General features: G+C 62.2%; 22 protein-coding genes. 6 read left to right on the top strand and 16 right to left on the bottom strand.

Annotation, left to right across the window (positions count from 1 at the left end):
- The first annotated feature begins 19 nt into the window (after nucleotides 1–19).
- Nucleotides 20–277: an exodeoxyribonuclease VII small subunit gene (locus tag VVR12_RS00195; protein ID WP_368549106.1), complete on the top strand. Its 258-nt coding sequence runs from the start codon at nucleotides 20–22 to the stop codon at nucleotides 275–277.
- A 6-nt stretch (nucleotides 278–283) separates the two neighbouring features.
- Here the strand turns inward: VVR12_RS00195 and VVR12_RS00190 are convergent, their stop codons facing one another.
- The 3 genes from VVR12_RS00190 to VVR12_RS00180 are packed head-to-tail and all read right to left on the bottom strand — an operon-like array spanning nucleotide 284 to nucleotide 3,300.
- A complete protein-coding gene (locus VVR12_RS00190) occupies nucleotides 284–1,504 on the bottom strand; it encodes a pyridoxal phosphate-dependent aminotransferase (RefSeq protein WP_368549105.1) in 1,221 nt (406 codons plus the stop codon).
- A 10-nt stretch (nucleotides 1,505–1,514) separates the two neighbouring features.
- A complete protein-coding gene (locus VVR12_RS00185; RefSeq protein ID WP_368549104.1) occupies nucleotides 1,515–2,783 on the bottom strand; it encodes a glycine betaine ABC transporter substrate-binding protein in 1,269 nt (422 codons plus the stop codon).
- Complete coding sequence (locus VVR12_RS00180; protein WP_368549103.1) at nucleotides 2,776–3,300, bottom strand: NUDIX hydrolase; 525 nt, start codon at nucleotides 3,298–3,300, stop codon at nucleotides 2,776–2,778. Before VVR12_RS00180 ends, VVR12_RS00185 begins: the two co-directional genes overlap by 8 nt.
- Nucleotides 3,301–3,407: 107 nt before the next feature.
- On the opposite strand from VVR12_RS00180, the gene VVR12_RS00175 reads away from it, so the two are divergent.
- Nucleotides 3,408–4,322 (top strand): mechanosensitive ion channel family protein, encoded by a 915-nt coding sequence (locus tag VVR12_RS00175; RefSeq protein ID WP_368549102.1) that lies wholly within the window; start codon nucleotides 3,408–3,410, stop codon nucleotides 4,320–4,322.
- Here the strand turns inward: VVR12_RS00175 and VVR12_RS00170 are convergent.
- From VVR12_RS00170 to galU, 4 genes are all read right to left on the bottom strand, one after another.
- Nucleotides 4,319–5,287 (bottom strand): LysR substrate-binding domain-containing protein, encoded by a 969-nt coding sequence (locus VVR12_RS00170; RefSeq protein ID WP_368549101.1) that lies wholly within the window; start codon nucleotides 5,285–5,287, stop codon nucleotides 4,319–4,321. The two genes, VVR12_RS00175 and VVR12_RS00170, sit on opposite strands and share 4 nt — an antisense overlap.
- 43 nt (nucleotides 5,288–5,330) lie before the next feature.
- Entirely contained in the window at nucleotides 5,331–7,022 is a 1,692-nt protein-coding gene (locus tag VVR12_RS00165; protein WP_368549100.1) for a CHAD domain-containing protein, read from the bottom strand.
- A gap of 130 nt (nucleotides 7,023–7,152) precedes the next feature.
- Nucleotides 7,153–8,097: a hypothetical protein gene (locus VVR12_RS00160; RefSeq protein ID WP_368549099.1), complete on the bottom strand. Its 945-nt coding sequence runs from the start codon at nucleotides 8,095–8,097 to the stop codon at nucleotides 7,153–7,155.
- A gap of 148 nt (nucleotides 8,098–8,245) precedes the next feature.
- Nucleotides 8,246–9,151: a UTP--glucose-1-phosphate uridylyltransferase GalU gene (gene galU / locus VVR12_RS00155; RefSeq protein ID WP_368549098.1), complete on the bottom strand. Its 906-nt coding sequence runs from the start codon at nucleotides 9,149–9,151 to the stop codon at nucleotides 8,246–8,248.
- 113 nt (nucleotides 9,152–9,264) lie between these two features.
- Here galU and VVR12_RS00150 point away from each other — a divergent pair, with 113 nt between their 5' ends.
- Entirely contained in the window at nucleotides 9,265–9,876 is a 612-nt protein-coding gene (locus VVR12_RS00150; RefSeq protein ID WP_368549097.1) for a 5-formyltetrahydrofolate cyclo-ligase, read from the top strand.
- Nucleotides 9,877–9,949: 73 nt separating this feature from the next.
- Entirely contained in the window at nucleotides 9,950–10,144 is a 195-nt protein-coding gene (locus tag VVR12_RS00145; protein WP_368549096.1) for an FmdB family zinc ribbon protein, read from the top strand.
- Nucleotides 10,145–10,147: 3 nt separating this feature from the next.
- On the opposite strand, the gene VVR12_RS00140 is transcribed toward VVR12_RS00145, so the two are convergent.
- The 5 genes from VVR12_RS00140 to VVR12_RS00120 form a co-directional block, all read right to left on the bottom strand.
- Nucleotides 10,148–10,354 carry a hypothetical protein gene (locus tag VVR12_RS00140; protein ID WP_368549095.1) on the bottom strand — a complete coding sequence of 69 codons (207 nt, stop codon included), beginning with the start codon at nucleotides 10,352–10,354 and terminating at the stop codon, nucleotides 10,148–10,150.
- A gap of 12 nt (nucleotides 10,355–10,366) precedes the next feature.
- Nucleotides 10,367–14,194: a DNA helicase gene (locus tag VVR12_RS00135; protein ID WP_368549094.1), complete on the bottom strand. Its 3,828-nt coding sequence runs from the start codon at nucleotides 14,192–14,194 to the stop codon at nucleotides 10,367–10,369.
- Between the two features lie 88 nt (nucleotides 14,195–14,282).
- Entirely contained in the window at nucleotides 14,283–14,738 is a 456-nt protein-coding gene (locus tag VVR12_RS00130; RefSeq protein ID WP_368549093.1) for a hypothetical protein, read from the bottom strand.
- Nucleotides 14,735–15,496, bottom strand: a complete 762-nt coding sequence (locus VVR12_RS00125) for a MurR/RpiR family transcriptional regulator (RefSeq protein ID WP_368549092.1) — start codon at nucleotides 15,494–15,496, stop codon at nucleotides 14,735–14,737. The genes VVR12_RS00130 and VVR12_RS00125 overlap by 4 nt, the downstream gene beginning before the upstream one ends.
- A gap of 102 nt (nucleotides 15,497–15,598) precedes the next feature.
- Nucleotides 15,599–17,260, bottom strand: coding sequence for an alpha-glucoside-specific PTS transporter subunit IIBC (locus VVR12_RS00120; RefSeq protein WP_368549091.1), 1,662 nt, complete (start codon nucleotides 17,258–17,260; stop codon nucleotides 15,599–15,601).
- 227 nt (nucleotides 17,261–17,487) lie between these two features.
- Between VVR12_RS00120 and VVR12_RS00115 the strand changes: the two genes are divergently transcribed.
- Entirely contained in the window at nucleotides 17,488–18,396 is a 909-nt protein-coding gene (locus tag VVR12_RS00115; RefSeq protein WP_368549090.1) for an endonuclease/exonuclease/phosphatase family protein, read from the top strand.
- Nucleotides 18,397–18,400: 4 nt separating this feature from the next.
- Nucleotides 18,401–20,125, top strand: coding sequence for an alpha,alpha-phosphotrehalase (locus VVR12_RS00110; protein ID WP_368549089.1), 1,725 nt, complete (start codon nucleotides 18,401–18,403; stop codon nucleotides 20,123–20,125).
- A 152-nt stretch (nucleotides 20,126–20,277) separates the two neighbouring features.
- Here the strand turns inward: VVR12_RS00110 and VVR12_RS00105 are convergent, their stop codons facing one another.
- The 4 genes from VVR12_RS00105 to VVR12_RS00090 form a co-directional block, all read right to left on the bottom strand.
- Nucleotides 20,278–20,424 carry a hypothetical protein gene (locus VVR12_RS00105; protein WP_368549088.1) on the bottom strand — a complete coding sequence of 49 codons (147 nt, stop codon included), beginning with the start codon at nucleotides 20,422–20,424 and terminating at the stop codon, nucleotides 20,278–20,280.
- A gap of 272 nt (nucleotides 20,425–20,696) precedes the next feature.
- Complete coding sequence (gene guaA, locus VVR12_RS00100; RefSeq protein ID WP_368549087.1) at nucleotides 20,697–22,289, bottom strand: glutamine-hydrolyzing GMP synthase; 1,593 nt, start codon at nucleotides 22,287–22,289, stop codon at nucleotides 20,697–20,699.
- Nucleotides 22,290–22,421: 132 nt separating this feature from the next.
- Complete coding sequence (locus VVR12_RS00095; protein WP_368549086.1) at nucleotides 22,422–22,988, bottom strand: DUF3817 domain-containing protein; 567 nt, start codon at nucleotides 22,986–22,988, stop codon at nucleotides 22,422–22,424.
- Nucleotides 22,989–23,034: 46 nt separating this feature from the next.
- Nucleotides 23,035–23,973, bottom strand: coding sequence for an SURF1 family cytochrome oxidase biogenesis protein (locus VVR12_RS00090; protein WP_368549085.1), 939 nt, complete (start codon nucleotides 23,971–23,973; stop codon nucleotides 23,035–23,037).
- Nucleotides 23,974–23,987 lie beyond the last annotated feature (14 nt).

The raw sequence follows: 23,987 nt of genomic DNA, 5'->3' as shown, positions 1-23,987 counted from the left end.
CGAAAGGAAACCTATCATCATGGCCAATAACGCGGCAGAAAACATCGAATTCACCACCGAAACCAACGGCACCCCCGTGGAGCAGCTCTCCTACGAACAGGCTCGCGGGGAGCTCATGCAGGTGGTCAATCAGATGGAATCGGGCTCAACCAACCTCGAACAAACCATCGCGCTGTGGGAGCGTGGCGAACAACTGGCCGCGCGGTGCGAGGCGTGGCTCGACGGTGCCCGCAAGCGCCTCGAGTCCGCCCGCACCGCGCGGGAAGAAAATCAGTAACCGAACCTAATTCTGCTTGTAGTCGTCCAGGAAGTCAGCCAGGCGTTCCAGCGACTGCTTGAGCGTGCCGACGTCCGGAAGGAAGACCAGGCGGAAGTGGTCGGGCTTGGGCCAGTTGAAGGCACGGCCGTGGCTCACCAAGATCTTCTGGTCTTGCAAGAGGTCCAGCGCGAACTGCTCGTCCGAGGTGATGTTGAACTTCTCCACGTCGAGCTTGGGGAACAGGTACAACGCGCCGTCCGCCTGTTCACAGCTCACGCCGTCGATCTCATTGAGCATCTTGTACGAGAGGTCACGCTGTTCGCGCAGCCGACCACCGGGAACGATGAGATCGTTGATCGACTGGTAACCGCCCAAGGCAGTCTGGATCGCGTGCTGGGCCGGTACGTTAGCGCACAGGCGCATCGAGGCCAGCAGCTTGATGCCTTCGAGGTAGGGGCGCGCCGCGTGCTTGGGCCCGGTGATCGCCACCCAGCCCGCGCGGTAACCGGCCACGCGGTAGGCCTTGGAGAGACCAGAGAACGACAGGCACAGTACGTCGTCGCCGGCCACGGTGGCCATGTGGGTCATGGTCACGTCTTCGTAGGTGATCTTCTCGTAGATCTCGTCGGCGAAGATGATGAGGTTATGCTCGCGGGCGATATCGACGATCTGCTGCAGCACTTCCTTGGAGTAAACCGCGCCGGTGGGGTTATTGGGGTTGATCACCACGATGCCGCGCGTGTTCGGGGTGATTTTCGAGCGGATGTCTTCCAGGTCCGGCTGCCAACCGTTTTCCTCGTCGCAGAAATAATGAACCGGGGTGCCGCCGGCGAGCGCGGTGGAGGCGGTCCACAGCGGATAGTCGGGGGTGGGGATGAGGATCTCGTCGCCCGGGTCGCACAGCGCCTGCAAGGTCATCGGGATCAGCTCGGAGACGCCGTTGCCCAGGTAGACGTCGTTGGGCTCGAGATCCAGGATGCCGAGGTTCTGGTAGTACTGCACGATCGCGGTGCGTGCCGAGTACAGGCCGCGGGAGTCGGAGTAGCCCTGCGTCTGAGGCAGGTGCTGAATGATGTCCATCATGATGGCATCGGGGGCTTCGAAACCGAAGGGCGCGGGGTTACCGATGTTCAGCTTGAGAATGCGGTGGCCCAGGGCCTCCATCTTCTCGGCTTCTTCGAGTACCGGTCCGCGGATGTCGTAGAGAACGTTTTGAAGTTTCGCTGATTGTTTGAAAGATGCCATGAGATTCAGATTACTCCGTTGTGCGGCGCATCCAGAAGTCTGCGACGCTTTGTTTATCGATCGCATCTTGGCCGCCGGTGAGCCGGTTGAAAGTTTTCAAATCGTCGGTGCTCAGCTGCGCGGAGACGCTGTTGATGGCGTTTCGGGCAGATTCGGGCAGTGACTGCTCGTTGTACACCGGCACGATATTCTGCGGGATGAAGATGTTTTGCGGGTCTGCCAGCGAGACATACCCGTTGTCGTCGATATCGGCTGAGGCCGAGAAGATGTCGGCCACCTGCACGGTATTGTCGGCCAGCTTGTCGGAGAGTTCCGATTGGTCGTTTTCCACCACGAACTTCTTCGGGGTGCAACCGTATTTCTCTTTCAGCGACTTCAGCCCGTATGAGCGGGTCTTGAAACCTTCGGGGCCGCCGAAGGTCAGCTTCGAGCAGTGCGCGGCGAGGTCTTCGATGCTCGAGAGGTTGTACTTTTGCGCGGTGGCGGCGGAGACCACCAGGCCGTCGCGGTTCTGCGCGTCCGAGGCGTCCAGCAGAGACAAGGACTCGGGCAACACGCGCTTGATGGAGGCGTCGATCTCGTCGGTGGTCAGCGCCTTGATGTTCAGCTCGGTGGGCACCGGCGAGGGCGTCACTGAGCTTCCCGGGCCGCCCGAGACGACGGGGCTGGGATCTTGCCCGGCAGCTCCGGGGGCGAGGCTGGGTTCGGGGGTGGGTGCTGCGGTGGCGTTCGGGGTCGAACCCTCGCGGGCTGCAGCCTGGTCGTTGTCTCCCCAGCCGAAGTCGTAGTTCGGGCTGGCCGAAGCGGAAGCCATCGCCTCGCGTTGCCGCTGGATATAGGCGGGGCTGAAGGAGCCGTCCTGCGTGAGATAGAGCAACAGGTTGCCGGAGTAGTCTGCGGCGAGGTCCACGGAATTCTCGGGAGAGGCGGAGGGGTTCGGCGAGGCGGTGGGCATGCCGTCGACCTGCTGGGTTGTGGAGCGCATCTTCTCGAGGTACCCAGAGCGGTCGGAGCCGGTGTCGACGAGTTCTACCGAGTAACCGGCCTTGCGCAGGGCCTGGGCGTAGATTTCGGCGATCTGCGCGGTCTCGTCGGAGATACCTCGGGAGATGTGGATGGTGCGGTAGCTGGCGGCGTGCGGATCCACCGAGATTTCCGGTTGGGTGCTACAACCGACAAGGGCGCCGAGAGTCAACGTGGCCACAGCGATCGCCGGGGTGAGGCGCTTTTTGTCGCGCGGGCGTGCAGAGGTGGTGGACCGTAGCGAAAATTTAGTCATGGTTGCTCCCCTGCCCTTGCGGTGTTTCATCCTGAACCCTGCGTGAATGCGCGACCCACTCGGCGAGGTCCCGATACCCCAGGTAGGCCGCGACCACGTCGAAGAAAGGCATCGTTCCCGGGTTTTGGGTCGCCTCGATGAGGGCGGGCAGTTCAGCGATCGGCACCCACCGCACGTCGTCGGTCGAGCCGTCTTGCTCCACGGTCAGTTCCCCACCCACGATGTGGGAGCGGTAGAGAGTGCGCATTGCACAAAAGAGGGAACCGTCCGCCTGCTCCGCATAGGCGCAGTGTACCCCGAGCAGGTTGTCCACGCGAACCCGGTACCCGGTTTCTTCGAAGGCCTCGCGGACCGCGGTTTGCTCCGGTTGCTCTCCCGCTTCGATGCCGCCACCGGGCAGCGTCCACCCGCTGATCTGCCGCCCCTCGATCGTGGCGACGAAGTGGCTAAGCAGTATCTGGCCCTGCTCGATGATCACCGAGTAGGCCGCCGGGCGGGTACGCATGGGTTGAGGCATGCCCCTAGTTTAACGTGCTGATCGACGGGCACCACCCGCGCACCCGTCTGCAGGTTCATTATGCTGGAGAGACAGTTAGCTTGCCCCGATCCGAAAGGCCGTACGCCGTGTCGCAGGTTTTCGACGAATTATCCCGCTTGATCACCCTCGATTTTTGGCTGGGGGCCCCGCTGCGCATCGTCTTGATTGTGGTGTTCGCGGCGACAATCCGCGTATTACTTTCCCTGGTGATCAAGAAGATCACGCATTCGGTGGCCCGCGGCACCACCGCGCGGGTGGTGAGGGACGAACACAATGCGGCCCGCACCTGGCGGACCGACACCGTCATCTCCAATTCCCGTCAGGCCCAGCGGGCGCGCACGGTGGGATCGGTGCTTTCTTCGGTGGCCTCGATCGTGGTCTGGACGATGGCCGTGCTCATGATCATTTCGGAGCTGGGCTTCAATATCGCCCCGGTCATCGCTTCGGCGGGTATCGCCGGCGTGGCTCTGTCGTTCGGCGCGCAGTCTTTGGTCAAGGATTTTCTGGCCGGTATTTTCATCGTCGCCGAGGATCAGCTGGGCATCGGCGACTTTGTCGATTTGGGCGAGGCCAGCGGCACCGTGGAGTCCGTGGGTCTACGCATTACCGACGTCCGCGACGCCAACGGCACGCTCTGGCACGTACGCAACGGCGAGATTATCCGCGTGGGCAACTCGTCGCAGGGGTGGGCGCGAACCAACATCGACCTGCCGGTCCCCTACGACTCCGATATCGAGCAGGTCACCGAGCTGTTGTTGGACGCCGCACGCCAGGCCATCGCGGCTCCCGATATCGCCCCGCATGTGCTCGATGACCCGCAGGTACTGGGTGTCGAGGCCGTCAGCGGCGAGTCGCTGACGGTGCGAGTCTCGGTCAAGACCGCGCCCTCCCAGCAGTGGGCGGTGGCTCGCGCGTTGCGCGTGGCGCTCAAGCAAGCGCTGGACGCCAGCGGCGCCCGCATCCCCTTGCTCAACCAGTCGGTGATCCGCCGGGAGAACTAACGCTTACGGCCCGGTTTCCTACCGGCCCGCGAGGCGCTCCCCTTGCCCTTGCCGGACGCCGCACCGGGGCGTCCTGAACTTTTGCGGCCGGCGCGGGAGGCGGCTTGGGCTCGAGCGTTGCGTGCGCGACGAGCCTGCTTGGCGGCCGCCTTCTCGCGGGCCTTCTGCTCGGCGACCGCAGCCTGCGTGGGGCTACCCCGGTCGGAACCGGGAGTGCGCCCGCGGCAAATGCCGATGAAATCTTGGATGATCTGTTCTTCAGCGTCCTCGCGGGCTGCGCGCGGCCACACGAGCGCGACCGGGCTCTCCGACAGCTCGGGAACGATGCGATAGGTGAGGTCTTTGCGGTGATAAAAACGGGCCACCGACATCGGGACCAGCAGCAGACCCAGCCCCGCCGCGACCAGCTCGATCGCGTCCTGAGTGTGCCGCATCATCGGTAATTTCTGCGGGTGCGCTTGCCGATAAGCCACCGAGACGTGCGCCCACTCGGGCACCGTCTTGGGGTCTTGGAGCATGAACTCTTCGGCGAGCTCAGCCAACGGCACCTCGTCTTCGTACAGACTCAGGGTGTGATCGCGGGGCAGAACCACCACCATCTTTTCGCGGTAGAGTTCGATGAGGTGAAAAGCGTCTTTGTCGCGGCTGGCGAGCTCTTGATCGGGGCGCAGCAACACCATATCGGCCAAGGGCGCGTACCCCTGCCGGCCCTGCAAGGAGGTTAGCCCGCCGGCCTCCGTCAGGGGCGCTTCGAAGAGCGGGCACATGTGGTCGTAGCGTTCGTGCCAACGGGAGAACCACTTTCCGGGCATCACACCCGGCACGTATCCCACGCGTAAGCGAGGGCCGGAACACTCGAAACCGAGGTAGTCTGCGCGCTCGGGGGTCAGCAAAAGATCCCGATAGACATCGAGCATCTCTGGATTATCGTCGCGGTGCTCACCGGCGTTTTCAGGGGTGGTCATACCCCTCAACGTAGCACGAACCGCGCCCGCGAGGGGCCCGGGATTACTTCAGCGAGAGCTTCTTGATCTTCTTCAACTCGGCGGGCACGAGCGCGTGGTCGGTCATGCGCAACCCCACCTGATAGTAGGAGCTTCGACCCATGAGGTACCCGATACCTAGCCGATCTTGATCACCGCGTGCCGCACGGCGAGCGGTGGACGACAACCACCCGGTGAAGACCTGTTCGTCAGAGATCACCGAGAGCTCACGGTGGAGATCGATGCAGGTGTGCATGAGGCGACGCTGGTCGTCGGTGACCCGCTCCCCCAACCCGGCGCTGAGCGCGTGCAGGCAGTAGAGGCCGTTCTGGGCGGCCCGGCGGATGTCGAAGAGCAGCTCATTGTTGTCTTCGGCGTAGGCGAAGTCGGCTGTGGGCTGCACCCAGACGTCCTTGAAGTCCTCTTTGAGATACACCGTGAGGGACTTCCTGATCCGCTTGGCCACCTTGTTGAGGTAATTCTCGGGATTCAGCGGTAGCTCGACGAACGACTCGGTGTGTTCGGCGATCTCACCCAGCGCCTTATGCAGGTGTAGGGCAGAGTCGGTGTTGAGGCGATTGATCCCCAGCGGTTCGGCGTTGGCGCGGTCTTCGGCCAGTTGCCGGTGGAGATTCTCAACGTCGTGGGCGGTGAGCACCCCGGTCAGGGGCTGCACGGCGTTGAGGGACTGCTCGACGATATCGAGATCGCGGGCCGGCGCGAGCGCGGTGCGCAGTTCGCGGAGCACGTCGGTGCAGGCGTCCACCTCGAGCGCGTCCGCTTCGCTGCGCACATAAGGCCGCACAGCGAAACGCAACACCGCGCCCAGCGACTGAGCTGTTTGCCGTAGCTCGTGGACGGCGGTGGTGTCTCCGGCGCGCAGACGCAACTCGCGCAGGAGCAGCTGATCGATGAGCTGCGTCAGGGCCGCCGAGAGAACCTGGGTGGAGCCGGGCGGGGCGGAGTGCTTATTCTCGACAACCTGTGGCGTAGCCGCTGCGGAGTTGTTCTCCCCGTTCTGGGGTGAGGCCTCCTCGGTGCGGCCACGGCGCTCTCCTTCTGCGCCCCGGCGTGCCTCAAACGCCGGGTCTTTGCCAAGGGCGCGCACTAGCTTGGCCGGGCTATCCGAGGGGCCGATACCCGCCGCCTGCAGGACGCGCTCGCAGGCGAAGAAGATCTCTTCGCCTGTGATAACACCGCGGTTGAGAAGTTCGACCTCCCATTCGCTCCAGGCGCGCCGCGAGTCGTCGGCGGCCGAGTGCGACTCCACCTTGTCCGCGCAGATTTCGGCTACCTCCGTGCCCTGCCGGTCGGTCAGGACGCTACGCCGCCGAACCGTCTGTATCTCAACGGTGGGCTGCAACTCTTGATCGTGGGTGACGTTTCGCAGGGCGCGGTAGAGGGCGGTGGGCAGGGTCTCGACCGGATCGACGAGGTCAAAGTGCATCTCGTGGCGGTTGCCTGATCCGTCGTCGAATTTCACGTGCCAGCCCTGGTCGTATCCACCCACGCGGCGGCGTACTGCCACTTTCGCAGCGGAGAGCCTGCCATCGACGGTGTCGAGGTAGGTTGCGGTCATCTCTTCCGTCACGGTCTTCACCACGGTCAGTCGGCCATCGGTGAGCTCCTCGAGCTGGCCCCAATCCGGCGTGGGCGTTGGAGCCTGCGGGTCGAGTGCCTCGTACTTTCGTTCGACCTCGATGTGGTGAGCCGACATTCAGTTTTCCTCCGCGACTGCTGATGAAGTAGTTGTCTCTGTTTATCAGCTTACGATGAAGCGCCCGTTTCCGGTGAGGGAATGGGCGCTTAACGAGGGGTATTACGCGCAGTGCGGTGAGGTGGTATGGCTATGCTCGGCGGCGGCGCAGGATCTCGTCCAGGGCGATGGCGCCGGTGGCGGACTGAGTGGACTCGTGCGTCTCGGTTGCGGCGTTGCGCTGGCTGAGCTCGGTCTTCTCGGCGGCCTCTTCCTCTCGCTTGGCCTGCTCGTAGGAGGCGAAGTCAGCCGGTTGCGGCAGGTGCGCGTAGGAGGGCGCTACCTCCAGGTAGGTGGGAATCGGCACCTCGCGCGGCTCCCAGGAGCTGGTGGCCGGTTCGAACGCGGGGTGCAGTTCATGTTTCAGGCCCAGCTCCTGCACTCCGGCGGTGCCCAGCAGATCTCGGTAGGAGGGTTCGCGGGTGGCGCGTGCGTTCTTCAAGGACTTCACCGCCTGCTTCACCGGACGCTGGGGTTCGGCGGGTTCATCGTCCACCACAACGGTGGACGCCGCACGCAACGCCTCCGGCTCCTCGGCCTGCTGCTCCGGGGCGGGTTTCGTCAGAACGATCTGCGAGGCTTCTGCGGCATATTCGTCGCGGTAACGACGGCCGCGGCGGCGGGCGTCCGCCAAGGCCAGGGCGCGCAGGGCCGCGAGAGATCCGCCGGCCAGCAAGAGACCGGCTCCGGGTACCCACCACGAGAGCGCAGTCATCACGGCAATCGGGGCACCCACCAAAACCATGGCCAGTCCAAGAACGACGAAAGCCACCAACATGATGCGGCCCGGCGCGAGCGGGGTACCTGCTTCGCGACCCGTGAAGGTGGCGGCGTATCCTGTATCGGGGCGGCTGGGAGTCACCGTATCGTAGGCGGGATCGGTCAACTCGGCGTCATCGGCGATGATGTCGTCGGCGTTCCGCTCGGCGTGAATATCGCTGGTACGCGACCGGGCAAAATAACTGGGCATGGCTATAAGGAATGCGATCGCGATGATCACCAGAACACTCGATGCACCGAGCCATGTCAGAGTCATAATTACCTTGGGGTAGCGTGCGGAAAATGGTGATAAATATTCTTTAGAAGTATAACCGATAACACATGCGAAATCCGGAATAAAAACAGGGGTGTACCGAATGCCGGTACACCCCTGATATTAATCGGGATTCGCTAATGCGTTAATGTTATGCCTGGTCAGCTACGAAATCCTGCAACCAAGCACGCAGGGGCTCTCCCAGATCCTCACGCTCGGCAGCCAGGATGATGTTGGCCTTCAGGTACGAAAGCTTGTCACCGGTGTCGAAGCGGCGTCCCTTGAAGACCACGCCGTAGACGCCGTCGCCCTCACCGGTGCCGGCAGCCAGGGTCTGCAGGGCATCGGTCAGCTGGATCTCATCACCGCGACCAGGAGGGGTGTTTTCGAGAACCTCGAAGACCTTCGGGGACAGCACGTAGCGGCCGATCACCGCGTAGTTCGAGGGAGCCTCTTCAGCCTTGGGCTTCTCCACCAGTTCGGTGACCTTGAAGAAGTCTTCGCCTTCGACGGTCTCGATGGCGGCGCAACCGTAAGCAGAAATCTGGTCATTGGGGACCTCCATCAAGGCCACTACCGAACCACCGGTCTTCTGCTGAACTTCCACCATCTGCGAGAGGAGGTCTTCCTTCTCATCGATGAGGTCGTCGCCGAGTAGCACTGCGAACGGTTCGTTGCCCACGTGGATCTTGCCGCGCAGAACAGCGTGGCCCAGACCCTTGGGGTCGCCCTGACGCACGTAGTGCAGTTCGCCCAGGTCATTGGTGTCGACCACGGACTGCAAGAGCTTGTCTTTGCCCTGATCGTTGAGCTGCTTCTCCAGGGTGGGAACACGGTCGAAGTGGTCCTCGAGGGCGCGCTTGTTGCGGCCGGTAATCATCAGCACGTCTTCCAGACCGGCACGTACGGCTTCTTCGACGACGTACTGGATTGCAGGACGATCGACTACCGGCAACATCTCCTTCGGAGTTGCCTTGGTAGCCGGAAGAAAGCGGGTTCCCAGGCCCGCTGCGGGGATTACTGCCTTCGTAATAGGCTTCTTGTTCTGGTCAGTCATGTCTTACACCATACCCGACCTTGCGGGTACTTTAGGGAATAGACAATCTTGAAATAGCCCGACAATAAGCGGACAAATTAATTCCTCTGCAATGCCCTGAAGGGATGACTCCCATGTCAAGTTCTATAGCCGAAGCCAAAAAACTCCTCCGCTTTCATGTGCGCAGGTCACGCCGGAAATTAGCCCCGTCTCGCGCATCGTATAACGAGTCTTATACCGCCACCATCACGGGCCTGATAGCAGATCGGGGTGAGAATCTCACGGTTGCCGCTTACCTCCCAACGGCCGACGAGCCCCCGATCATCGAATCGCTACACCAACTCGTTCGCGCAGGTCACCGGGTACTCGTGCCGCGGGTGCTCCCCCGGCGTCAATTGGGGTGGGTACAGTGGCACCCCGACGGGGAATTCACCACGAATTCGCTCGGTATTAACGAGCCGGTCGGTGAAGTGCTGGGCAGCGAAGCTTTTGCCGCCGCCGACGTCCGGCTGATCCCCGCACTGGCCTATGACGTTGCCGGGCGACGCCTCGGCCAGGGCGGCGGATACTACGACCGTCTGTTACCCGCCGTTGACCTGGCTGCCGAAACGGGAAAGTCCCCGGAGCAATCGAGCAACTTCGGGATCGTCTTCGCCACCGAGGTACTCGACCGGCTACCGGCAGATACCTGGGACGCCGTGGTGCCCCATGTGATCACCGAGCACGGGGTACGCACCCTGGGTTAAGAGGGCCCCATCGCGTAACGGCGGGCGTAATATAATGAATCGACTTTACACAGACCTTGAAACAGGAGACGTCGTGCCCGTTTACGTGTACCAGTGCAAGAACTGCGAGTATATTTTCGAACAGCACCAGTCCTTCTCAGACGCTGCGCTGAAGACCTGTCCGAACTGCGGCCAGGATCAATTGCGCAAGAAATACGGCAACGTGGGCGTGGTGTTCAAGGGTAGCGGATTCTACTCCAACGACAAGTCGTCGGGTTCGGAGTCCTAACCCCTACTTCATCTCGTGGTGCGGCGGCCGTTGCTCCTGCAGCCAGCGGTCGCGCTCGGCACGTTCGCTGAGTTCTTCGTTCGCACGAGGCTCAGCGAAACCTAACCGAGGCTCGGGCCCCGAGAACCCTTCGGTCGAACTCACACGGCGGTGGCCCCGTCGTTTGCGAGGCGTCGGTGAATAACCGGCGCCTTTGTCATGCTCGCTCACCGGGCACCTCCCCTAGTTCTCTGATTCGGTTTCAACACCGAGGTACAGACAGATCTTGTCGACTACCGACTCGGGGTCGGCGAAGACCTCGATGGTCCACAGCGTCAAGTAGTTCCATCCGGTGCGCGCCAACCGGTCGGGCACCAGGCGGGCGCGTTCCCGCACCGACTGACCCACGTGCTGTTCCGAACCGTCGGAGAGCGCGGCCAGGGGGAAGTTTAGCGAGCTCACCGCGGCCTCCTTGCCCATTTTGCGCACGCGGGGGCTCGGGGTGGAACCGGCCAAAAGCGACTGCTGATGCGATGAGGCGATCAGCGAGATCTGGCCCGAGGCGTCGTCCTTGAGGGAGACCCCGCGGGCGGCCAGGCGACGCACCATGTCGTTGAGCAACCAGTCCCCCATGTCGATCGCCTCGACGTCTGAATTCTTCAAGAACTCGTTGGCGGGCATCGACTCGGTCACCGGAGCCGGCGTGGCCAGGTGCTTGCGTTCCTGCAGCTCGGCGTGGGCGCACAGCACCCGATAGACGTCCAGCGCGCCGTGTTCCAAAAGATTGGGGTCGAGATCCTCCGGTTGCACGCAGGTGATCAACCGCGTGAGGTGACGCGCGCGAGTCATACCCAGCACGAAGTACTCGCGGCCGTGCTCGGAGGAGAGCTGCCCCAGGGTGTGGTTGACCATGCCCTGTCGCGACTTGCCCGCACCCAGCGAGAAGATGATGACGTCGCGTTCCAAGCCACCGGCGCGCGAGAGGTCGACCACGCGGAAAGGTTCTTTCGCACCACCGCTGAAGAACGGTGCCAGCTGCGGATAGCTGGTCAGTAAGTCCTTGACTGCCTCGGCGATGCGGCGGGCATGTCGGGGCGAGGCGGTGACCACGGCCAGCGACTGCTGCGGGTTCTTGTACGCGTGTTCGGCCACGCGCTGCGCCACGCGGGTCACCTCCACGCCCGGCGAATCCAGGTTCGAGTTATCGGAGACCTTGCCGGTGGTGTCGATGTACTCGGCGATGAAGCTGGGGACGTCCTCGGACATCTCCTCGGCCCACGGGTAGTGGCGCAGTGCCCCGTTGTAGAAGTGCTCGTTGAGGTAGTCGAAGACGGCAGGATCCACCGCGTGATCAACCATCAGCGACAGCGTGCGCGAGGGCAACACCTTCGCGAGCGCGCTATAGGTTGAGTCGATCCGCTCGTGGTCGGTCTCCGGGGTGTCTTTGACGAGCGCCGAGACGACGAACGGCGAGGGGAAGCCGGCGTGCGGGTCGCCGAAGGCTATGACCTGGTCGGCACGGGTGACGGCGGGCAGGTTAGCTGCCAGCGGCGTGGACTCGGCGTCCAACAAGATAACCGTGTCGAAGCGCATGGACGCCGGGAGGTGGCGGGCCAGCGCGAAGGGGCTGGAGACCCACAGCGGGTAGAGGGTGCTGGCCATACTCGGGGCGTGTGTCAGCAACTCCTCTAACCGGAAATCGTGTCCGCGCAAGAGACTCTTGAGGTAGGCCGCGGGATGCGGTTCTCGTTCGATGCGGGTGCGCCAGTTTCGGGCCGCCGCAGCGGTGAGGCGGGCGGGTGCAGATTCGACGTGTGCGGTATCGAGGCGGCGGAAGGTGGATTCTAGCTCGCGGAGAGTATCACCGTCGAGGATTTGCACCTCGCGGGAGGCCAGCATCATTTCCAGCGCGCTTTGCCACCAGGCCAGTTCCAGTTCAGCGCCGACGTTTTCGGCGGAGACCTGACGGTTCAGCAGGTCGTCGAGGAGGCCCGACAGGCCCCAGGAAGCCAGCCAGTTCTCGAGTTCTACGCGTTCGGGCAGGGTCGTCAACAGGCGGTGGTCGTCGTGGAGGTTCTGCAGGCGGTTGGTCACGGCCTGTAGCGGTGTGGCGGTAAAGTCGTTGCCTTCCGGCGAGGCCTCGAGGACCAGGGCCAAGCCGTCGAATTCCTGATAGAGGTCAGCCAGCATCTCCCGTAGTTGCGGAAGATTCGCGGGGATATGGGGTTCGCGGGGCTCCTCGGCGAAGGCGATCCATTCCTCTCGTTGCGACTGGACCACCTGAAGGTTCTCGAAGAGGTCGGAGAGGTGTACGCCGGGGCGGATATATTCCTTGGCGACCCGGCGCAGCTTCGACCGCTGGATGGAGCTCATCTCCACGCCGTGTTCACGGCGCCAGGTGCCGGGTGCGGTGGCAGCGATGAGATCGGTGACGGGGCGGTCGTAGACGTCCGGGGTGAACCGAGTCAGCGTCTGCTGCATGCGTTCGAGAAGGTCGAGCTGGGCGTCGAACTCGTCGATGCTACGCGCCGGGGCCATCCCCGTCTCCTGTGCCAGCTCACGTATCTGTTGCTGGGCGGAGACCAAAGAACGCAGCAGGGAGCCCACCAGGTCGTGGGCGGCCTCGGTCTCGTCGTTGTTCAGTAACTTTGCGTTACGCCAGGGCGAGAGACGGGTGGAGGGTCGGAATCCGGCCAGTTCGGCGTAGCGCTGTAGTTTCTCGGCGACCTCGGTGCGGTCCACGAGTTGATCCATGGTGTGGCGGCTGAAGCGCACGGTGGTCGTCGGCGCCGGGTTCTGAGCGGTCAGCGCGGCCAGGGTCTGTAGCGCGTCGTAGACCGAGCACCCCCAGCGGGATTCGGTGAACCGCAGGGATGCGGTGTGCTTGGCGAGCTTTTCGCGGGTTTCCACGAGCTGCGGGTACACCGCGCTCATGTTGGGTTCGGCGACTCGCTCGTTGCGGATGATCGCCTGCACGAAGGCCGCGCGCTCTTCTTCACCGGTGCGTTCCTGCAACAGCGAGTAACTCAGTTCGCTCAGGTTCTTCTCGGCCAGCAGGGAGTTGAACTCGGATATCGTCGACGATTTCTCCCCCACCACCAGAACGGATTTACCGCGGCTGATCAGCGAGGACGCCGCGTTGACAGCGGTACGCAACGGGTCGGTTCCGGTGGGTGCGGTGACCACCAGCGAGTGGCCAGAGGTGGCGAGATCGATAACCTCCTGCGCCGAGGCGTCGGCGTCGAAGATCAGCACCTCGTGTTCGGGTTGGCGTTCGTCCAACGGGATCGCGCTGTTGCGCACGAACCGGGGGCTGAGCTGTTCAGCCTCGGGGTCGAGCAACATCGCCAGGTCACGCACCAGCGGGGTATAGGACGTCTCGGGCAGAGTCGCCGGGTTTTCCTTGAGGTCGGCGAAGGTCGAGATCAGGTATTTGGTCTCGATCATCATGCCCGGCACACGGCCGGCGGTCGTGCGCATACGGTCGATGACCGGTTCGGGATCCAGTTTCGACATCGACTTAGCGAGCTGGGCGACGTCCAGGCGTGAGAGGTCGATGCCGAATTCCTTCTTCAGCTGCCGAACCATGGCGGGGTTGAGTTGAGCGTCCCCGGCAAGGCGAATGTCGAAATCTTTACCGCTGGGGTGCGGAACGATGCTCACCGGTGCCAACAGGATCGGCGCGATGAATCGCTTTTCGCTAGCCATCGAACCGCCGTGAGTGTCGCGAGAGAGCCAGGAGGCGGTGCCGGCGGCGAAGTAACCGGCATGCAACCCGTGGTGGTGTTCCAGCTCGAAGATCTTGCTACGCAAGGCCGCGGCCGCGCGCATGCCGGCGTCGAACTTGGTGCGATCGTTGAGAATGGTGGAGAGCCGAGTATTGCGGCCCATCATCAGCTGCGCCAACCCCGAAGGGTTCGACTCGGTGATGTCGATGTGCACGTAATCGACCTGGTTGAAGTCCAGGAGCGCATCGGGGCCGGTGTAGCGGTCCATCTGCCGACCCCACCGCTCGAGTCCTGCCTGGATGCGCTGGGATGAATCGGCTGCGGCGGCGTTGTGATCAGTCACGAAATAGATGCTCTCTCACGATTGCGATGGTCTCGAATGTCAATACCCCATCATAGCCAACCGGCCAGGGCCAACACGGTGAAAACCGCTAGCTGGCCAACACCCGCAGACCGATCACCGCGGTCAGCAGAGTCAGAAAGCCGATCAGCGCCGTCCCGCCCAGCATCACCGCGCGGTGGGGTTGACCGAGGGGCTCCCGCGGGGCCCACCACAGGGAGCGGACCAAGAAATACGAGAGGAGCGCGCCCAGGACGTTGCCCACCACCAATTGCTGCACCCCGGCGAAGATGGCGAAGGCCTTCTCGGTGTGCTCATTGCACCGCCGTGCCAGCAGCAAGAGGGCTACCTGGATCGGCATCATGCAACAGATGATAAACGTCAGCGCGATGGTCGGGTCGGCCAAAAAGGCGCGGAAGTCGAGGCCGAGTTTGCCCGCGGTGAGCAGAGCGTAGGCGATAAAAGCCGCCGGAACCACGCACCAGTAGATGATAAGCGCCTTGCGTAGCTTCGCGGTGTCGTTGAGGAATGCCCAGATCGCACTCATGAGTTTCCTTCTTCTAAAAACTTAATGTACTGCCGAGTCAGGTAATCCAAGAGAACCGTCAGCGCCACAAAGGAATGGTAGGGGGTCTTGTGGCCGGGTAAGCGGGTGGGTGTGGTCTCGTAGTGGAGGGAGAAGTCCGCCAGGTGCGACATCGGGTTGATCCCGGCCCCGGTGATCGCGATCATCGGCACCTTGCGCAGGGAAAGCGTGCGTACGGTTTCCATCACCGACTCGGTGCTGCCGGAGAGCGACACCAGAATCACCACGTCTTGCTCCCCCATCGCCTGGACCGACCCGATGAACTCATTCTTGGCCGGAATCACGTGGGTGAACTTGCCACAGGCCACCATCGACTTGGCGAACTCCTGCACAGCGTTGCGCTGGGCGTACCCAGTGCCGAAACAGTAGACCGTCCGCGCCCGGTGAATCTTTTCTACCACCTCGGTGAGATCCCGCTGGGTGAGGTCCGAGAGGGTCTTGTTGATATCACGCGCCCCGGAGGCGATGAAGTCGGTATTGACCGGTGCCGCCTCGGCCAGCGAGTTCTTCACGAAGTATTTCAGCTCGGCGAAACCGGTGAACCCGAGCTTCTTGGTGAGCCGAATGATGCTGGAGGTGGAGGTAAAGGTGCGGTGCGCCAGGGAGGTGATGGTCGAGTCGGCAACGAACTGCTCGTTGTTGAGCATGAAGGCGAGAATCTCGCGCTCGGTCTGGCTGAACTGTTGTTGGTGCGCGTTGACCAGCGACTCTAAATCCATGAAAGCTCCCGAACTCGACGCTGCGGCATACCTAACAGATACTACCTGCAACGTGCGTCCGGGAGCCTTCACATCCCACGCCTCGGGTGGGCCTAGGGCGTGTTACTTGCCCGAGTTGACCATGGCTTCGAAGCGGTCACGCACCTGGGGTACGTCCATGCCCACGATCACCTGCAGGGCCTTGCCCTTGTTGACCAGGCCCAGCGCGCCCGACGACTTGAAGTCGGCTTCACCGGCCACCAGCGACGGGTCGCTGACCGAGACTCGCAAACGGGTCGCACAGTTGTTCACGTCGGTGATGTTCTCGGCACCGCCCAGCAGTGCCAGGAAGTCGTGTGCGCGCTGCGAGTAGGGATCGTCGAAGCTTGCCCCCTCTGCGGCCGCGGTGGTTGCCGCCGCAGCGGGTGCTGCCACGGATCCGTCGCGCTCGTTGTGCAGGGTGCCGTTCTTCTTCGCCTCGCGGTACTCAGCCTTGGTGTACAGCTTGGTGTCTTTACCGATCTCCTCACGGCCGGGGGTCTTGAAGTCGAACTTCAGGATCAAGAAACGGAAGATGAGGAAGTACAGGAAGGTGAAGACCAAGCCGATGAGGATCTGGAGCAGGTAGGTGTTGTGGTGGTTGCCCCACAGCGGGATCCAGTTCTGGAACAGCATGTCGATCAGGCCACCACCCATGTTGCCGCGCAGGCCGAAGGCGTACATGGTCGCTGCCATGGTGGCAGCCAGCACAGCGTGCGCTGCGAACAGCGGGGGTGCCACAAAGAGGAAGGTGAACTCCAACGGCTCGGTGATGCCGATGAGGATCGCGGTCAAGCACACCGGGATCAACAGGGCCAGGGTTTCCTTCTTCTTCTCGGGGCGCGCGGTGGTGTAGAACGCAGCCGCGATACCGATCGGCGCAAAGACCTTCGAGTTACCGTGCAATGCGAAACCGCCACCGGGGAACAGTTCAGACAGTGGCTGGGTGCTACGCGAGAACTCAGACAGCGAAGCCACCCAGTCTTTGGTGATGCCGTTGGGGGTCACCGCCGGACCGAACACGAAGGGGGTGTAGATAAAGTGGTGCAGACCGGTGGGAATCAGGATGCGCTCGAGGAACGTGTAGAGCCACACACCAAAGATGCCCGAACCCATAAAGACGCCCTGCAGACCGGCGATACCCTGCTGGGCAAAAGGCCACAGCCAGCAGAAGAGCAGCGCGATAGGCATCATGAGGAAGAAACCCAGGCCGTAGATGAACTGGGTGCCCTGGAAGATACCCAAGAAGTCGGGCAGTTTCTTCTCGAAGTAGCGGTTATGAAGCCAGACCACCAGCGCCGAGATAATGATCGCACCGAAGATACCGGTGTCCAGCGTCTTGATGCCGGCGATCATCTTTAGGCCGGTGCCGGCTGCGGACTCGCTGATGTCCTGCTCGAAGTCGATATTGAAGTTCGGTCCCCAGAAGCTGAGGATCGTGCCGACGAAGTAGTTGAAGGTCAGGTAAACCATGCCGGCCTCAAGCACCGCACGGGCCTGTGCCTTCTTCGCCAGGGCGATGGGCAGACCCAGCACGAAGAGCAGCTCCATCTGGTTGAACACGGTCCAGGCTCCAGACTCCCAGACGCTCCAGAACTTGTACCAACCGGTACCCTCGGCCGCGATCGGACCGAGCAGGTCTGCGTTCTTGCAGATGATCGCGATGCCGACGGCCAGACCGGCGAATGCAAAGATGAGAACGGGCGCCAGCATCGCCGACCCGAACCTCTGGATTTTCTCCATCATGAGAGAATCCTTCCCCGAATGTTGTAGTGAATGTCACGATGAATACTAGGCGGCTACACTCCCGGGGAGGGCTTTCACACGGAATTCAGATCAGATCCGGCAAAAGTTTCAGTTTTTGAACATCGTCCGAGGAACCTTGCGCTGAGAAGCGTTTATAGGATGGTGTGCCGTAGGGTCGATCCCCCCCCTGAGAATCAAGCGCACCGTGTATGAAAGCGAGCCACTCGTTGAAACTGCTCACTCTGAACACCCACAGCTGGCTTGAAGTACATCAACTCCACAAGATCCGAACCCTTGCGAAATTCATCGTCGACCACGAGATCGACGTGATCGCGCTCCAAGAGGTCAACCAGCTCAGCGACGAGCCCCCTACCGACACTCCGGTGAACTTCCTCCCTGTCTGTGAACACCCGCTCAAAGACTCCAATTTCGGGCTGTTCCTCATGCGCTATCTCGCCGAACTCACGCCGCAGCCCTATACCTTCAGCTGGGTCGATTCCCACGAAGGCTGGGGTCTGTACGACGAGGGGCTCATGATGATCACGCGCCTGCCCGTGCTCTCGGCGCACCGGCTCGTCGTCAGCCACGAGTACTACACCTTCCACGATGTTTTTCGTCGGTGCGCGCTCGCCTTCGAGATCGCAACCGAGCACGGCCCCGCGTGGTTCGTCAGCGTGCACATGAACTGGTGGGTCATGCACGAGACCGCGCTCTTTGAACACGACTTCGCCTCCCTCGATCAGCAAATCCGACGCCTGGCCGATGACGCCCCCATTTTTCTGCTGGGCGACTTCAACAATGACGCCGCGATCGCCGACGAGGGATACGCACAGATCCGCTCCCTCGGCTGGGCAGACGCCTTCGACCACGCCCGCCAGCGCGAGGGCGAGTTCACCGTACACAAGAGCATCGCCGGCTGGGAAGAAGCCATCCGCACCATGCGACTGGACTACATCTTCAGTTCGCACCCCATCCCCTTTGACTCCCATCGAGTCGTCTTCGCCGATAACACCGAGGCGGCGATCTCCGATCACTCGGGCTTAATCGGCGAGTTCGACCCGGCCCAGCTACGGCAGACCACGCCGCAACCGGCGTCCTCGGTGGTCACCGTCTCGGCGCTAGAACAAGGAGAGTAAAAGAATGTCTAACGCAGGAAAACAGTGGTGGAAAGAGGCCGTCGTCTACCAGGTATGGCCCCGCTCCTTCCAAGACTCCGACGGCGACGGAATCGGTGATTTACCCGGCGTCACCGCCCGCATCCCCTACCTGGCCGAGCTGGGCATCAACGTCATCTGGCTCTCCCCGGTCTTCGCCTCCCCCAACGACGACATGGGGTACGACATCAGCGACTACCGGCAGATCATGCCCGAATTCGGCACCATGGCCGACTTCGATGTCCTCTTAGAAACCGCGCATGCTCACGGGATCAAGATCCTCATGGATCTCGTGGTCAACCACACCTCCGACGAACATCAGTGGTTCGAGGCCGCCCGCGGCAGCCGAGACAACCCCTACCGCGACTTCTACATTTGGGCCGACTCCGCCGGCCACGACGAAACCGGTCAGCCGCTACCGCCCAACAACTGGGGATCCGAATTCGGCGGCCCAGCCTGGGAATACGACGCCGGCACCGACCAGTGGTACCTGCACATGTTCTCCCGCAAACAGCCCGACCTGAACTGGGATAACCCCGCGGTGCGCGAAGCCATCCGGGAACTGGTGATCTGGTGGTTAGACAAGGGCATCGACGGATTCCGGTTAGACGCTATCAATATCATCTCGAAACCGGCCGGCCTGCCGGACGACCCCTCCGTGGACCCAGCCAAGCACAGCTCCTCGGTGCCGTTCGTGATCAAAAACGGCACGCACGTCCATGCCTGGATGCACGAGCTCAACCGCGAGGCGTTCAGCCGCTATGACTGCATGACCGTCGGTGAAATGTCTTCGACCGGCCCCGATGAGGCCGCACGGTTCGCCGGGTTCGACTCTGAAGAACTCGACATGATCTTCCACTTCGAGCACATGAGTGTGGACTCCGACCCTGTCAGCGGCATGGGCAAGTGGTCCTTGAAACCCGTCGATCTCAGGGAGCTCAAGGGCATTCTCAACACCTGGCAGACCACCCTGGCCGGTAAAGCATGGGGGTCCCTGTACTGGAACAACCACGACCAACCGCGTGTGGTGTCTCGCTTCGGCGATGATTCCCCGCAATGGCGCGAGGTCTCGGGCAAAATGCTGGCCACCGTGCTGCACTTCATGCAGGGCACCCCGTACATCTACCAGGGCGAAGAGTTTGGCATGACCAACATCTCTTTCGCCTCTGTGGACGACTACCGCGACCTCGATTCGCTGAATTTCTACCACGACATGGTCACCGAGCGTTCACTGCTGAGCCCCGATGAAGGCCTGCACTTGATCCATCACGTGGGTCGCGACAACGCACGCACCCCCATGCAGTGGGATGACTCCGCCAACGCGGGCTTCACCGCCGCTGCGCCCTGGATTGACGTGAACCCCAACTTTCACGAAATCAACGCCGCCGAAGCGATGTCACGGCCCGACTCGCTCTGGAACTACTATCGCCAGCTCATCGCGCTGCGCCGCGGCGAACTGCGAGAGCTGATGGTCTACGCCGATTTTGTACCCCTCGATCCCGACGACGCCGAGGTCTACGCTTACGAACGCCGGGCCCACAACGGCGAGAAGCTCCTGATTCTGGCAAATTTCACCGACCGGGAGGTCACCCGCGACTACCTGGGAATGCACGGGGGCGAATCGGTGATTTCGAACTATCCCGACGACGCCGGTGAACAGCTCCGACCCTATGAGGCGAAGGTATACCGCATCCCTGTTCACGAGGTTTAGGCCCCGGAGAAACCGACATCGAGCCGCACCCCACGGCGGTGCTGCTCATCGTCGGTGCGGCGTCACGGGAAGATTCGATACCAAAGAAAAAGACGAGCCGGCCGCCCTCATCGGTGAAGGGGCAGCCGGCTCGTCGTTGCAGAATCCGTGACTTAGCGGGTCTTGCGGTTCTTGACCTTGTTCATAACGTCGTTCATCTTCTGCTGAACGCGAGGATCGTTCATGTAGCGCTGGATCTTCTCGCGCATGCGGGGATCGTTGATGATGGACTTGATCTTGTTGATGATCGAATTAACCATGTCGTGAAGTCTCCTTGAGAATCTTAGAATTTGAACTGCATCAATGATCTTACCGAATATTCAGGCAAGACACAGCTTAGGCGTTCCTCAGTTCCTCGATCCCCTACCCGGTTTTGACCGCCAAACATGCGAAATGACCGCCAACTGACGGTCATTTCGTACATTTCACGGTCGAGAACTTTCAGAAGTCCTGACCTCACGCTCTCACCGCTTCGCTGTGTGAGAGCGAGTAACCGAATTTTTTATTTCCTCGCTCGCTCGGAAAAATTCGGTTACTCCCATTCAATCGTTCCCGGGGGCTTCGAGGTGACGTCCAGAACAACTCGGTTGACTTCAGAGACCTCGTTCGTGATGCGGTTCGAAATACGCGCCAGCACGTCGTAGGGAATGCGCGACCAATCGGCCGTCATCGCGTCCTCCGAAGAGACCGGACGCAGCACGATCGGGTGACCGTAGGTGCGGCCGTCGCCCTGCACACCCACCGAGCGGACGTCCGCCAGCAAGACCACCGGGCACTGCCAGATCTCTTCGTCTAGGCCGGCGCGGGTCAACTCTTCGCGAGCGATAGCGTCTGCGGCGCGCAATACCTCGAGGCGCTCGCGGGTCACCTCACCGATGATGCGGATGCCCAGCCCCGGGCCGGGGAAGGGCTGGCGAGCCACGATCTTCTCGGGAACACCCAACTCACGGCCGATCGCGCGCACCTCGTCCTTGAAGAGGGTACGCAACGGCTCCACAAGCTCGAAGGTCATATCGTCGGGCAGGCCACCCACATTGTGGTGCGACTTGATGTTCGCCGCGCCTTCACCGCCGCCGGACTCTACGACGTCCGGGTAGAGGGTGCCCTGCACCAAGAACTTGATGTCGGCGCCGTCGTCCGAGGCCTCTTCGATGAGCTTGCGCTGAGCGGCCTCGAAGGAGCGAATGAACTCGCGGCCGATTGCCTTACGCTTGGTTTCGGGGTCGGTGGTTCCGGCCAACGCGGCCAGGAAGCGCTCCGACTCGTCGATGGTCACCACCTTGATGCCCATAGTCGACGCGTAGTCGTTCTCCACCTGCTCGCGCTCGTCCTTGCGGAGCAGACCGTGATCGATGAAGAAGCAGGTGAGCTGGTCCCCCACTGCCTTGTGCACCAGAGCCGCAGCGACCGAGGAATCCACGCCACCGGACAGCGCACAAATCACGCGGTCGTCGCCGACCTGCTCGCGGATCTTCGCCACGTGCTCTTCGATGATGTTCGAGGTCGACCAGGTCTTCTTCAGACCGGCGATGTTGTACAAGAAGTTCTCGAGAGCGGCCTGGCCGTGGTCGGAGTGCTTGACCTCCGGGTGCCACTGCACGCCACCGAGGCGACGCTTCTCGTCGACCATCGCGGCGACGTCCGCACCCGGGGTGGTGGCCAACACCTTGAACCCTTCGGGAGCCTGGGAGACGGAGTCACCGTGGCTCATCCACACGTTCTGCAACTTCGGGGTGTCGTTGAGGAACGAGGAATCCCCGGCGCACACGGTCGCCTCGGTGGCGCCGTATTCGCGACGACCGGTATGCGCGACGGTGCCACCCAGGGTCTGGGTCATCAGCTGGAAGCCGTAGCAGATGCCGAAGATCGGCACGCCCGAGTTGAACAGTGCGGGGTCGCCGGCGGGTGCGCCCTCGGCGTAGACCGAGGCGGGGCCGCCGGAGAGCACAATAGCCGCCGGATCCTTCGCCAGGATCTTCTCGGTGGGCATGGTGTGCGGAACGATCTCGGAGTAGACACCGGCTTCCCGTACGCGGCGAGCGATCAGCTGCGCGTACTGTGCACCGTAGTCAATCACCAGAACCGGGCGCTCTTCGAGCTCGGTTACAGAAGATTCAGTGGTCACGTGTCACCTTTGGTTGATCGGTTTACCGCCGCAAGGACGACGGTTAAAGGTCTATGTACATTCTAGGCTATGCGCGGGTTACGTTCTCACGTGCCAGCGCGGGGCCGGTTACTAGCTCGGTGATGCGAGTGGTTAGTACCGCTTCGTGGACTGCGGGTTGGCGGCCAGCAACTGCAAGGTCTCGCGGTGAATCCGCTTCTCCACGATGAACGAGAGGAAGGGAACCACGCCACCGAGAGCCATGACGATCAGTTGCGGCAGACCCCAGCGCATGAGCAGCCACAGGCGGAAGCAGGCGATGAGGTAGATAACGTAGAACCAGCCGTGCACGATCAGAATCCAGGTGGAGATGTTGACTCCGCCCACCAGGTTACCGGTCTCGCGGTTGAGCCATCCCAGCGGAACCGTTTGCCCGGTCTGGGCGTTCTGCGCTCCGGCCATGAGGTCGTAACCGATGAGGTAACGGGTGATCATCTCCAGCACCAACAGCAACAGGAAGGTACCGGAGATCCAGGCACACCATTTGTAGAAGGTCAGCGCGCCACGGATCTGTGACTCGGTGCCGCCGAATTTTTTGCGGACGGTAAAGCCGCCCTTTCCGTCGGAGCGCCCTCCGGAGGAAAGCGTGACCTTCTTGCCGTCGGTTCGTTCCACGGGCCGGGCCGCGGCGGGGTCGGGGGTGTGCTGGGGATCAGCCATTGTAGTCGTCCTTCTCATGTGGGTCGTGCTGAATGAATAAGGGGGCTCAGTCGTGCGTTGCCGGCGGAACCTCATCGAAGAAGTAGAACTTTTCGTCGGCGGGGTCCCAATAGTAGTAGCGTCCGGTGGCTTCGTCACGCCAGTACTTGCCCTCGTATTCGAAGTACTGGGCCGGGTTTTGTTCCTTCTCGTGGGCGTCCTTGAGCAACCGCCACCACAGGTAGAGCGCGAAGCCGGCGAACACCAACCACTCGAGCGCGTAGAAGATGTTCAGCCAGTTCACCGTTTCGTCGGTGACCTGGGTGGTGCCCACCGGGCGGAGGTGATCGTTCTGCCCCATGATGGTCGCGTCCTCGCGCAGCTTGCCCTCGTGGTCGGTGGGGACCTGTTGCCCGGCGGTCTCGGAATCGGCGGCGAGGATCGCCGTGTACAACGGGGCATCCCAGAAGTTCGTCAGCTGGGCGGTGGCCGCGCTGGGGAGCATCCGGTCGCCGGTTTCTTTGGCGTCGCGCGAGTAGATGGGGCCGTCGTTGGGTATCACACGTCCGGCGACGGTTACCTCACCCCGGGGCTCCTCGGGGATTTTCGCCACCGAAGTCCATGCCCGGGCCACGGCGATAGACCGCGGCTGGTCGTGAACCTCGGCGGTGTGGTGCTCGGGGCTATCGACCGCGGGCTTCAGTTCGGTGACCACCCAATAGCCCTTCTCCCCCTCGTTGAGCTTGTCCGCCACCAGGTAGGACGACCCCGCCACGTACGTGCCTTGGGCCGAGACCATGGTGTCGGCCTCCTGCGCGGTCAAAGGCTCGTGCGGGTGGAGCACCTCCGAGAAGGGACGCACTACCTCCTTGGCGGGGTCGGCCGAGACCTGCCCGAGGGTTGAGGCGTTGAGCTGCCACCGGCTGAGCATCACAAAGCCGGTAGCCAGCGCGAGGATCAACGCCAACAGAGCAAGCCATCGAGGCGTGAAAGCTAGTTTGAACAACGTCGCCCTTTTCT

This window comes from Rothia sp. LK2588 (assembly GCF_040946465.1).
Lineage (GTDB): Bacteria > Actinomycetota > Actinomycetes > Actinomycetales > Micrococcaceae > Rothia.
This window is presented reverse-complemented; position numbering and strand designations above follow the sequence as displayed.